Raw genomic sequence first — 12264 nt, forward strand, 5'->3', positions numbered from 1 at the left:
CGCGCGCGACCCGTGCGCGGGTCGCTCACCGCCGGGCGCTGCGCTTGCCCGGCCGGCTATTCGGGGCTCTCCGGCGGCTATAGCCGCCGGGCGCTGGGGCGCGCGCGACCCGTGCGCGGGTCGCTCACCGCCGGGCGCTGCGCTTGCCCGGCCGGCTATTCGGGGCTCTCCGGCGGCTATAGCCGCCGGGCGCGGACAAGCCGCGGCTGCGCCCCTCAGCGCGCCTCACAAGGGGAGGGTCGGCGACCCCTCCCCTTGTGTTATCCCCACCTTCGCTTGGCGCGGATTATTCGGGCGCATACCGGTGCGCTCTGTGGTAAAACCGTCAAGCTGTTTCCTGCCCCGGGGTTGAGGACTTTTCGGCGCGGATACGGGCGATGCGGCGATCCTCGACGAGCAGGACGGTAAAGCGCACGCCGGAAAGCTCCAAAGCAGGATGCTCGTGCGGTGAAGGAATGCGCTCCAACTTTTCGATCAGCAGCCCGCCGATCGTGTCATATTCCGAATCCTCATCAAGCTCAATGTCAAACAGACGCTCGACGTCCTCGATGGAAACAGCGCCGTCAAGCGTATAGACGCCATCCGACAGCTTGCAGATCTCCTCATCCTCATCGTCGTATTCATCCTGAATGTTGCCGACGATCGATTCCAGCAGGTCCTCCATTGAAGCAATTCCGGCCGTGCCGCCGTATTCATCCACGACAATGGCAACCATAACCTTTTTCTGCTTAAACTGGGCGAACAGATCGACACAGCTCATGCTTTCCGGGACAAACAGCGCGGGGCGCATATATTTTTGCGCGTCAAAATCAACGCCCGGCGTACCGATCAGGCATAAAAGATCCTTGACATAAACGATTCCCATGATATCGTCAATATCCTCGTCATAAACAGGAATACGTGAAAAACCCGCCTCAATCGCGATTGCGACGATCCTGTCAATCGTCACATCCTTGGGGACAGCCGTCATATCGGTGCGGTGCGTCATGACCTCGGAAACATTGCGGTCGTCGAATTCAAAGATATTGTTGATCATATCCTTTTCGCTCTGTTCAATCGCGCCCTTTTCATTGCCCACATCGACCATCATGCGGATTTCCTCCTCGGTGACGCGCTCCGTTTCATCGTCGCCGCGCGCGCCGAACAACCGTGAGAGCAGCTCGGCCGCGGCGGCGCTCGCCGCGGCAAACGGCCGCATAACAAACGCCGCCAGACGGCACAGGCCTACCAGCGCGAAGGCCGCGCCGCGCGGACGGCGGCTCGCGGCGCGGTATGGGAGCTGCGTGCACAACACATCGAGCAGAAAGATGACGATCATAAATACAAGCACATGCGTCAGCAATACCGCCCAAGCGGGCGCAGCGCCGGAAAACAGGCGCGGCAGCAGATGCACAACCGCACCGGAGAGCGTGTTGTGCACAAGCAGCACGACAGCGGCATTGCAGAAAAAGCACGCCAGCTTGACGCCGTCGAGCAGCGCAGCGGGCTTTTCAAGCAACCTGGCAATGGATCGCTCGCGGCGATCCTCCGAAGAGGCCATTTTCTTAACGCTTTGATCCTTCAGGACGGTCAGCGCCGTGCGTCCGGCGCACAGCAGGGCGGAAAGTAGCGCCGGCAGCAGCGCCATCATACTGGGATAGGGGTCCATGATTCTGTCATTCCTTTTGTGCCCGCATCGGTTTTATGCGGACAACTGTATTTTTGTTGGCATGCATATTGGGGCATAATAAAAATATGATAAACATTTTTTTCCCTGCTGTCAATTTCGCCACAGAAATTTACAAAAAATAGTTGTCCGGCAACTACGCAGCGAGGCAAATTTTTTATCAGAATCCATAATTTTCGGGTTTTTTTTATTTACAAGAAGCCCCAAAAATGATATCCTTTATAAGGATGGGCGCCCGGCGCTTTGTTTTGTTGTGCCGCCGCCCAAAATCTAGGGTTTGTTTGAAAACAGAGGGATTGCCGGATTGTTTGCAAGCTGCGGATGAACGCAAGGCAAAAAATGCAGAATGCCTTTCAGATTCCGAGGCTTTTGAACGCAGTATTCGCCGCTGTTTGCAGAAAAAGATGGTATTTCCAATTTTTCAAACCGTCCCTGAATATTTGGCATGGTCAATCTTGTGTAGGAGGAAGATAAAACATGGCAAGAAAAATGAAAACCATGGATGGAAACAACGCCGCGGCGCACGTATCATATGCGTTCACCGATCTGGCCGCGATCTATCCGATCACGCCGTCGTCCGTGATGGCTGAAGTCACGGACGAGTGGTCCTCGCAGGGCCGCAAGAATATCTTCGGCAATGAAGTCAAGGTTGTCGAGATGCAGTCCGAAGCCGGCGCGGCCGGAACGGTCCACGGCTCTTTGGCCGCCGGCGCTCTGACCACCACGTTTACCGCTTCCCAGGGCCTGCTGCTCATGATCCCGAACATGTACAAAATGGCCGGCGAGCTGCTGCCGGGCGTCATCGATGTTTCCGCGCGCTGCGTCGCTTCCCACGCGCTGAACATCTTCGGCGATCACTCCGACGTTTATGCCTGCCGTCAGACCGGCTTTGCCATGCTCTGCGAAGGCAGCGTCCAGGAGGTTATGGACCTGACGGCTGTCGCTCACTGCGCCGCCATCAAAGGCCGCGTGCCGTTCCTCAACTTCTTTGACGGCTTCCGCACCTCCCATGAAATCCAGAAGGTTGAGGTCTGGGACTACGAGGACCTCAACGAGATGGTCGACCACGACGCGATTGACGCGTTCCGCCGCCGCGCCCTCAATCCGGAGCATCCAGTCCTGCGCGGTTCCGCTCAGAACCCCGACATTTTCTTTACCGCGCGCGAGAGCTGCAACAAATTCTATGACGCTGTTCCGGGCATTGTTGAGGAATATATGGACAAGGTCAACGCCAAAATTGGCACTGACTACAAGCTCTTTAACTACTACGGCGCGCCCGACGCCGACAACGTCATCATTGCGATGGGTTCTGTCTGTGAGACGATCGACGAGACGATCGATTATCTCAACGCGCACGGCAAAAAGGTCGGCCTGATCAAGGTGCGCCTGTACCGTCCGTTTGCGGCCGACCGCCTGATCGCTGCGATTCCGTCTACGGTCAAATCCATTTCTGTGCTCGACCGCACCAAGGAGCCCGGCGCTTTCGGCGAGCCGCTGTTCCTTGATGTTGTCGCCGCGCTTAAAGGCACGCAGTTTGCCAATGTTCCTGTTTACGGCGGCCGCTACGGCCTCGGTTCCCGCGATACAACGCCGGCGCAGATCATCGCCGTGTACAAGAACGGTGAAACCGGCGCGAAGGAACGCTTCACCATCGGCATTGAGGACGATGTCACATTCCTCTCCCTGCCGGTTGACGAGAACCCGAATACCGCTCCGGACGGCACGACCGCCTGTAAATTCTGGGGCCTTGGCTCCGACGGCACCGTCGGCGCGAACAAGAACTCCATCAAGATCATCGGCGACCATACCGATATGTATGCGCAGGCTTATTTCGCTTATGACTCCAAGAAGTCGGGCGGCGTCACTGTTTCGCATCTGCGTTTCGGCCATACCCCGATCCACTCCACCTATCTGATCAGCAAGGCGAATTTCGTCGCGTGCCACAACCCGTCGTATATCACCAAGTACGATATGGTCGAGGATCTCGTCGACGGCGGCACCTTCCTGCTCAACTGCCCGTGGAGCGCAGAGGAGCTTGAGGAGCGCCTGCCCGGTAAAGTCAAACGCTTCATTGCGCAGCACAACATTCAGTTCTACACGATCGACGGCATCGATATCGGCCGTAAGCTCGGCCTGGGCACCCGCATCAACACAGTGCTTCAGTCCGCATTCTTCAAGCTGGCCAAGATCATCGACGAAGCCGACGCGATCAAATATATGAAGGACGCCGCGACCAAATCCTACGGCGCCAAGGGCGACAAGATTGTCAAGATGAACCACGACGCCATCGATGAGGGTGCAAAGGCTGTCGTCAAAGTCAACGTCCCGGCTTCCTGGGCGAACGCTGCCGATGACGCGACCGACGCGAAGGCTGTCGGCGAGCGCAAGGATCTCGTTGATTTTGTCAACAACATCCTCATCCCGGCAAACGCGCAGCGCGGTGAGCAGCTTCCTGTTTCCACGTTCGTGGGCGCCGAGGACGGCACGTTCCCGCAGGGTTCCGCCGCTTATGAAAAGCGCGGTATCGCTGTCGACACGCCGTGTTGGATTCCGGACAACTGCATCCAGTGCAACTTCTGCTCGTATGTCTGCCCGCACGCCGTCATTCGTCCGGCCGTCATGACCGCTGAGGAAGCCGAGAAGGCTCCCGAGGGCATGAAGATGGTCGATATGACCGGTATGCCCGGCTACAAGTTCGGCATGACAATTTCCGTGCTCGACTGCACCGGCTGCGGCTCGTGCGCGAATGTCTGCCCGGGCAAGCGCGGCAACAAGGCGCTCGAGATGAAGAAGCTCGATACGCAGCTTGCGCAGCAGGAAATCTTCGCTTACGGCCAGTCCCTGCCGGTCAAGACGGAAGTGAACGAGAAGTTCAAGGAGACAACGGTCAAGGGCAGCCAGTTCAAACAGCCGCTGCTTGAATTCTCCGGCGCATGCGCGGGCTGCGGCGAAACCCCGTATGCCAAGCTGATCACACAGCTCTACGGCGACCGGATGTATATCGCCAACGCCACCGGCTGCTCCTCCATCTGGGGCGGTTCTGCGCCGTCGACGCCGTATACCGTCAACAAGGACGGCCATGGCCCGGCCTGGGCGAACTCCCTGTTTGAGGACAACGCCGAATACGGCTATGGTATGTTCCTGGCTCAGAATACCCTGCGCCAGCAGCTTGTTTCCAAGGTTCTCGAGCTTTCCAAGAGCACTGACAAGGCCGATGTGAAGGCCGCCTGCGAGGCGTACCTCTCCACGGTTGATGACGGCAGCGCCAACAAGCTGGCGACCATCAAGCTGATTGAAGCGCTTGAAGCCTGCGGCTGCGACGCGGCTAAGGCGATTCTCAAGGATAAGGAGTTCTTGGCCAAGAAGTCCAACTGGGTCTTCGGAGGCGACGGCTGGGCGTTCGATATCGGTTACGGCGGCCTTGACCATGTCATTGCTTCCGGCGAGGATATCAACATCTTCTGTTTCAACACCGAGGTTTACTCCAACACGGGTGGCCAGTCCTCCAAGGCGACCCCGACCGGCGCTGTCGCGCAGTTCGCCGCGGCCGGCAAGACCATCAAACAGAAAGACTTGGCCGCTATGGCGATGAGCTACGGCTATGTCTATGTTGCGCAGGTCGCGATGGGCGCTGACTACAACCAGTGCATCAAGGCGATCACCGAGGCGGAAAGCTATCACGGTCCGTCGCTCATCATCGCTTACGCGCCGTGCATCAACCACGGCATCAAGGGCGGCATGGGCATTGCGCAGACCGAGATCAAGCGCGCTGTCGAGTCCGGTTATTGGCATATGTTCCGTTACGATCCGCGCCTCGAGCTTGAGGGCAAGAACCCGTTCCAGCTCGATTCCAAGGCGCCGTCCGCGGATTACAAGGCCTTCATCTCCAACGAGGTCCGTTACAGCTCGCTGGCCCGCTCCTTCCCGGATCGCGCCGAGGAACTGTCCGAAAGGGCCGCCAAGACCGCTGCCGATCGTTATCAGCACCTGCTCAAGCTCTCCAAGCTCTACGAGGTTGAGTAATATTTTCCCCGCTTTTTTGAAAAAAAGCTTTCCGGCCTTTTTGAAAAAAGGCCTCGGCGAAAAACTTAGTTCGGCTGCGCCCCCGCTTTTTTGAAAAAAAGCTTGGCAAAAAACTTTAGTCGGCTGCGCCGCGAACAGAAGGTTTGGCGCATCGCAATCAAAAGTTTTCGCCCGCCTTTTTCAAAAGGCGGCGGGTGAGAAAAAAGGCAAGGCCCCTCGCGGGTCTTGCCTTTTTTTGAGGGCGGAGCCCTGAACCCGGGCCGCAGCCCTCGTACAAAGCGCGGCCCGCAGGCCGCAAGACTCCCTGTTCAGGCGCGCCGCCCGCCTCCAGCAAAATCAGTGACAGACGCTGCGCGGCTGGCGTGGATTTTGCCAACGCCCCCGGAACTTCATGCGGCAGTGCACCAACCAAAAAAGCCCGGCCCTGCGCCGCCTTTCAAGGCGGCGCAGGGCCGGGCTTTTTTCATCCTGATATTCAAAAAAAGGAAGCAAGCCACTGCAAAAACAGTATCAGCAGCAGCGCACCGACCGGCAGTCCCACAAACAGGATCAGCGATGTGTATTTAAACGCCTGATCCTTTAAAAAGCTGTGCAGCGTCAATGTCTCGCCGATATCGTCGTCGTCCAAATCGTCGATATCAAAATCGTCGGCGTCAGGATCAACATCAGAATGCTTCTCCGAGCCTTGCCCGTCCGCACTGTTGGGAATAGCCGAAACGGAATCCTGCGCTTTTTCCTGCACAGCCGGCGCGTTTGCCAAAAAAGCGTCCAGCAGCTCATGTGCGCGCGCGGCCTGCCCCGGTTTTACAAACAAGGAATATCCAATGGCTGCACCGCCGCGCTGTTCGGCGTCGATACCATTTTCGGCCAACAGCCGAAACGCCAATTCCATCTGGAACAAATCGAAGAACAGCGCAAGCATACACCGATCATCGGCGGCTGGTTCGGAACCTGGCTGACCGGACGCATCATCCTGAACCGGCGCGGGCCTGCTGGCTTCCTGCGGCGCGGACGCCTGTCCGCTGTGCTGCCCATCCTTTTCCTGCGCATCATAAGCCGCCAAGCCAGCCCCTCCTTCATCCATCAAACACGCAGCAGCAAATCTGTATACGTTGGGATCGGCCAGCGTTCGCCGTCCATCACGGTTTCTGCGGCGTCACAGGCGGCACGCAGGCTCTCCATGCAGCTACGCAACGTCGTGCGCATAAATTCAGCGTGCGCGCGCGGCTGCTCGATTGATTGGCTGCGCGCATAGGCGTCGCGCAGCGCGTCAAGCTCGCTGTCAATCTGATCGGTCAGTGCGGCGAGCGCATCAAGCAGACGGATCGCCGAAGCGGACGGCGCACCTGCCGTGCGCATCGCATTGACAACGCCTGCGATCTCGCCGGCATAGCGCGCGACAGCCGGATAAATCTGGCGGCGCACCATTTCAATCATGGTTGCGGCCTCGATTGCCGTCGTCTTGACGTAATTTTCAAGCAGGATTTCACGCCGCGACCGGCATTCCGTCTCAGTGAACACCTGATGACGCTCAAAAAGCGCAATATTTTTCGGCGCGATCAAACAGTCGAACGCCTCCACTGTGGAATTGATGACCGGCAGGCCGCGTTTTTTCGCCTCCTGGACCCATGCGTCCGAATAATTATCCCCATTGAAGATCACGCGGCCATGATCGCGCAGAACATCCGCGACAATGGCCGCTAAGGCCGCATCGCGGTCCTCCGCCGTCTCCAGACAACCGGCGAACCGGCCAAACACCTCCGCGAGCGCCGTGTTGAGCACAACATTTGTCAACGCAATCGACTGGGACGAGCCGAGCATACGAAACTCAAATTTATTCCCTGTGAAGGCAAACGGCGATGTCCTGTTGCGGTCGGAATCATCCTGTTCCAAATCAGGCAGCGCGCTGACGCCGGTATGGATGTGCCGGCGCTCCTCACCGGCGGCACTGACGCCCTGCGCCAGGGAAAACAGCGCGCGCGTCAGGCTTTCGCCGAGGAATACCGAGATAATTGCCGGCGGCGCTTCACAGCCGCCAAGCCTCTGATCATTTCCTGCGCACGCGGCCGAAGCGCGCAGCAGATCGGCATATTCGTCGACCGCTTCGATGAAAGCCGCCAGGATCAGCAAAAAGCGCCGGTTGCACGCTGGATCATCGGACTGCGACAGCAGATTTTGTCCGTCGTTTGTAATCAGCGAATAGTTGTTGTGCTTGCCCGACCCGTTGATTCCTGAAAACGGCTTTTCATGCAGCAGGCACGCCAACCCCTTTTGCTTGGCAATAATGCGCATCAGTTCCATCGTGAGCTGATTGTGGTCGCAGGCGATATTTGCCTGATCGTACATCGGCGCAAGTTCGTGCTGCGCGGGCGCAGCCTCATTGTGTTTTGTCTTGGCGGGCACGCCAAGCGACCAAAGTTCCCCGTCAAGCGCGCGCATATAATCGGAAACGCGCAGGCGGATACGCCCACAGTAATGATCGTCAAGCTCCTGTCCCTTGGGCGGCTTGGCGCCAAGCAACGTGCGGCCGCAGATTTTCAAATCGAGACGCTTCTCATAAAGCGCGCGGTCAATTAAAAAATATTCCTGCTCCGAACCGACTGTCGGCGTAACGCATGTAACCGCTGGTTCCCCAAGCGCATGCAGCAGCCGCACCGCAGCCGCGCTGACCGCCTCCATGGAACGCAGCAGCGGCGTTTTCTGGTCAAGCGCCTCGCCGCCGTAGGAACAGAACGCCGTCGGTATGTACAGCGTCCCATCGCGCACAAAAGCCGGCGATGTCGGGTCCCAGGCGGTATATCCGCGCGCCTCAAACGTGGCGCGCAGGCCGCCGGACGGAAAGCTGGACGCGTCCGGTTCCCCGCGGATCAGCGCCTTTCCGGAAAAAGCCAGCGCCGCGCCGTCGCCCAATGGTTCTAAAAACGCGTCGTGCTTACCAGCAGTGATATTTGTAAGCGGCTGAAACCAATGGGTATAGTGCGTCGCACCCTGTTCGACAGCCCATTTGGCCATTCCCGCCGCGACCGCCTGCGCGATATCAGAATCAAGCGGCAGACCTTCCCGCTGTGTGCGCCGCAGGCTTTCATAAACAGCCGGCACAAGATATTTGCGCATTGCCGCGTCGTTAAAAACGCGGCTTCCGTATAATTCGATCAGATCCATACCCATCCTCCATTCACACATCCCATCTCTGGCGCAAAAGCCGTCCGCACATCCCAATTAAAGCAGATGTATCCCCGACGCGGCGCAGGCGTCGTGCATATCATCCGGCCAGACGGAGGCCTGCACCTCGCCGATGTGCGCCTTTTGCAGCAGCGCCATACAGATACGGCTTTGACCGATGCCGCCGCCCATCGTCAGCGGCAGGCGGTCCTCCAGCAGCATCCTGTGAAACGGCAGTCCGGCACGCTGCATACATCCCGCCGTCTCAAGCTGCCGTTTCAGTGCGGCGGCGTCCACACGGATACCCATCGATGAGATCTCAAGCGCACGCCCAAGCACCGGATACCAGATCAGGATATCGCCGTTGAGCGACCAGTCGTCATAGTCGGGCGCGCGTCCGTCGTGCGGCTTGCCGGAGCGCAGCGCGCCGCCGATTTGGGAGACAAATACCGCGCCATATTTTTGGGCTGCGGCGTTTTCACGTTCCTTTGGCGTCAGTCCCGGATATTCATCCTCAAGCTGCTGGCTTGTAACAAACGAAATCTGTTCCGGCAAAAACCGTTCAAGCGCCGTGAATGCATCGGCCAGGACATTCTGTGTTTTGCACAGCGCGCGCATAATCGACCTGACAGTGTCCTCAACTGTCTCCATGGTGCGCTGCTCGCGTGTGATCACCTTTTCCCAATCCCACTGATCAACATAAACTGAATGCAGGTTATCAAGCTCCTCATCACGGCGGATCGCATTCATATCAGTGTACAGGCCGGTCTGCGGAGCAAAGCCGTAGCGGCCGAGCGCCATTCGTTTCCATTTGGCGAGTGAGTGGACGATCTGCACATCCGCGCCAAGATCAAGGATATCAAACTGAACCGGGCGTTCGACACCATTGAGGTCGTCGTTCAGCCCTGTCTCCGGACGGACAAACAGCGGTGCAGATACGCGCGTCAGTGTCAGAGCGCGCGCCAATTCCCGTTCAAAGGTGTCTTTGGCCAGCTTAATTGCGATTTCCGTCTCCATAATGTCCAGCTTGGAAAAATAGTGCTCAGGCAGCATCAGGTTTTTGACTGACATAAATAAAAAATCCCCCATTCCGCCGCAATATGCGGCATAGAAAGAAATAAAATGCACCCCCAGCGAATAGAGGCCTTGCGTTCATCATTGCCGGCTGTCCTTCAAAAACGGACAATGGACAATCGCAAAGAGCGTGCAGTGTCCGCCCGGACAGACGGCACATTCAAAATTTTGCTTGATTTGTGTGCGTCCGTGCATCACTCCGCCTATAAATGATAAAATAAATATTCCGTGTTTATCGTATCATGCCCGCAGAGCGGCATGATACAATTGGCCATCAGGGCGGCAGCAGGCCGCGCCCGCGTATCGCCCCAGCCATGAAGGATAAAATAAACGCCTTGCGTTTATTTTATCACTCCGCACGCCGCCTTGCAAGGAAAATTTCTCCGGCCTGCATGCGGGTGTTGACGAAATCGCTCTCAAAGGGTAAAATAAAATGGATCTGTGACAGAGATAATGAGGGGGTGCGCCCAATGCAAAGAACCGTCTGGCTGGCAATCAGTTACAATGTGCCGATCAAGCCGTCAAAAGCGCGCGTCTATGTGTGGCGCAAGCTCAAGGAAATCGGCGCAGAATATTTTAAACAAGGCGTCGCTCTGCTGCCGAATACCGCGCAGAGTATGCAGCAGTTTTCTGCGCTTGCCCAAAAAATCCGCCAGATGGGCGGCGAAGCGTCGATTGTCGAGCTGCGTTTCACAGACCCCGCAGACGAGCTGCAAACGACGGCCCGTTTCAAAAAACAGGTGGACGACGAATATACGGAGCTGTTGGCTGACTGCGCCAACGTGCTCCTGATGCTCAAGCGCCCGAACCAGCCTTTGACCGCCGAAGAGACGGAAAAAATCCGTCAAGTGGTCAAGCGGTACCGCAAAACGCATTCGCGCGACTTTTTCAAGGCCGCTGCCGCCGGAGAGATCGAAGCCGGCATCAATGAAATTATCGACGGCGTGCGCGGCGTCGCCGCTGATTTTGGCAAGCAGCTACGCCGCCTGATGGATGCATAAGAACGCTATAAAAGCAGTTGTCCGATCACTGCGTTCGAGACAAGAAACCCCTGTGGCGTCAAACGCAGGCCGCGCATATCCGATACCAGCAGCCCGCCGGGAATCCGGCGGGCTTTTTCACGCAGCGCGCGCGCGTCATAACCGGGAAAGCGCGCCGCGAGCGTCTCCCATACAACGCCTTCTGTCAGGCGCAGGCGCAGGAGGATATATTCCTGTACGCCGCCGCCCGGGCCGTCTCCGACACACAACGCAAACGGCTCGTCCGCCTGCAAAAACGCCGCCAGGTCGCGCGGGAAAAAGAACCGCCGGCCGCTTATGAAGGAATGCGCCGCCGGCCCGACGCCAAGATATTCCCTGCCGTCCCAGTATTTGAGGTTATGACGCGCGATACAGCCCCCGCGTGCAAAGTTGCTGATCTCATACTGTCCATATCCTTGCCGCGCGAGCGCCTCAATAGCATAGAGGTAAAGGTCGGCCTGGCCGTCCTCATCCGGGCATTCCGCCTCGATATGGCGCGCTGCAAACGGTGTGCCAGGCTCGATCTTTAAAAGATACGCACTCACATGCTCCGCGCCAAGCCGCGCGCACAGCTTTACGGCCGATTCGATGTCGGCGTTTGTCTGTCCGGGGGTGGCAAGCATCAGATCAAATGAAAGATGTTCGAATCCGCACTGTTGGGCCGTTCTGACAGCAAAGGCAAAGCCCTCGGCTGTATGCCGCCGTCCAAGCGTGCAAAGCTGTTTGTCGTCAGCGCTCTGCATTCCAAAGGACAAGCGATTGACCCCCGCGCCGCGCAGTGCCCGCAGCACTGGCTCCAATGCAGAATGCGGGTTGCATTCCACCGTGATCTCCGCGTCCGGCGAAACTGCAAATGTCCGGCACACTGCATCCATCAGGCGCGTCAGCCGCCGCCCACCGAGCACCGACGGCGTCCCGCCTCCAAAATAAACGGTATCCAGCCGTCGCACCCTGTACGGCTGTGTTTTCAAAGCGCGTTCCAGCGCGTCTATGTAGCGGTCCATCAAATCGTCATCCGCTTTCACGGAATAAAAATCGCAGTACGGGCATTTGCTCTCACAAAACGGGATATGCAGATACAGGGCGTCACAGCACATAGGCAGTCTCCTTTTTATCCTTCATTTTCACGCTCCACCAGGCTGCCCCGCTGTTCGCGGCGCGGCCTGTAAAAGTACCGGAACCTGCCCCACTGTTCGCGGCACAGCCGACTAAAGTTTTTTGCCGAGGCTTTTTTTCAAAAAAGCCGGAAAGTTTTTTGCCGAGGCTTTTTTTCAAAAAAGCCGGAAAGTTTTTTGCCGAGCTTTTTTTTTCAAAAAAGCG

The 12264-nt window shown here is 57.6% G+C and carries 7 protein-coding genes; 2 read left to right on the forward strand and 5 right to left on the reverse strand.

What is annotated here, in order from left to right; translation table 11 throughout:
* Positions 1 to 325: 325 nt before the first annotated feature.
* A complete protein-coding gene (locus tag FMM72_RS14800; RefSeq protein ID WP_162221870.1) occupies positions 326 to 1648 on the reverse strand; it encodes a hemolysin family protein in 1323 nt (440 codons plus the stop codon).
* A gap of 495 nt (positions 1649 to 2143) precedes the next feature.
* Here FMM72_RS14800 and nifJ point away from each other — a divergent pair, with 495 nt between their 5' ends.
* On the forward strand, positions 2144 to 5689 hold the full coding sequence (gene nifJ / locus FMM72_RS14805) for a pyruvate:ferredoxin (flavodoxin) oxidoreductase (RefSeq protein ID WP_162221871.1): 3546 nt from the start codon (positions 2144 to 2146) through the stop codon (positions 5687 to 5689).
* A gap of 475 nt (positions 5690 to 6164) precedes the next feature.
* On the opposite strand, the gene FMM72_RS14810 is transcribed toward nifJ, so the two are convergent.
* Genes FMM72_RS14810 through asnA form a run of 3 tightly spaced genes read right to left on the reverse strand, consistent with a single transcriptional unit; the run spans position 6165 to position 9922 of the window.
* Entirely contained in the window at positions 6165 to 6752 is a 588-nt protein-coding gene (locus FMM72_RS14810) for a hypothetical protein (protein WP_162221872.1), read from the reverse strand.
* A 20-nt stretch (positions 6753 to 6772) separates the two neighbouring features.
* Complete coding sequence (locus tag FMM72_RS14815; RefSeq protein WP_160209773.1) at positions 6773 to 8851, reverse strand: glutamine synthetase III; 2079 nt, start codon at positions 8849 to 8851, stop codon at positions 6773 to 6775.
* 57 nt (positions 8852 to 8908) lie between these two features.
* Positions 8909 to 9922 carry an aspartate--ammonia ligase gene (gene asnA / locus FMM72_RS14820; RefSeq protein ID WP_243151632.1) on the reverse strand — a complete coding sequence of 338 codons (1014 nt, stop codon included), beginning with the start codon at positions 9920 to 9922 and terminating at the stop codon, positions 8909 to 8911.
* 473 nt (positions 9923 to 10395) lie between these two features.
* Between asnA and FMM72_RS14825 the strand changes: the two genes are divergently transcribed.
* Complete coding sequence (locus FMM72_RS14825; RefSeq protein WP_160209771.1) at positions 10396 to 10926, forward strand: Chromate resistance protein ChrB; 531 nt, start codon at positions 10396 to 10398, stop codon at positions 10924 to 10926.
* 5 nt (positions 10927 to 10931) lie between these two features.
* Here FMM72_RS14825 and hemW read toward each other — a convergent pair whose 3' ends face one another.
* Positions 10932 to 12041, reverse strand: coding sequence for a radical SAM family heme chaperone HemW (hemW, locus tag FMM72_RS14830; RefSeq protein ID WP_160209770.1), 1110 nt, complete (start codon positions 12039 to 12041; stop codon positions 10932 to 10934).
* Positions 12042 to 12264: the final 223 nt, after the last annotated feature.

Origin of the sequence: Anaerotruncus colihominis (genome assembly GCF_010206195.1) — a bacterium.
GTDB classification, from domain to species: Bacteria; Bacillota; Clostridia; order Oscillospirales; family Ruminococcaceae; genus Anaerotruncus; species Anaerotruncus colihominis_A.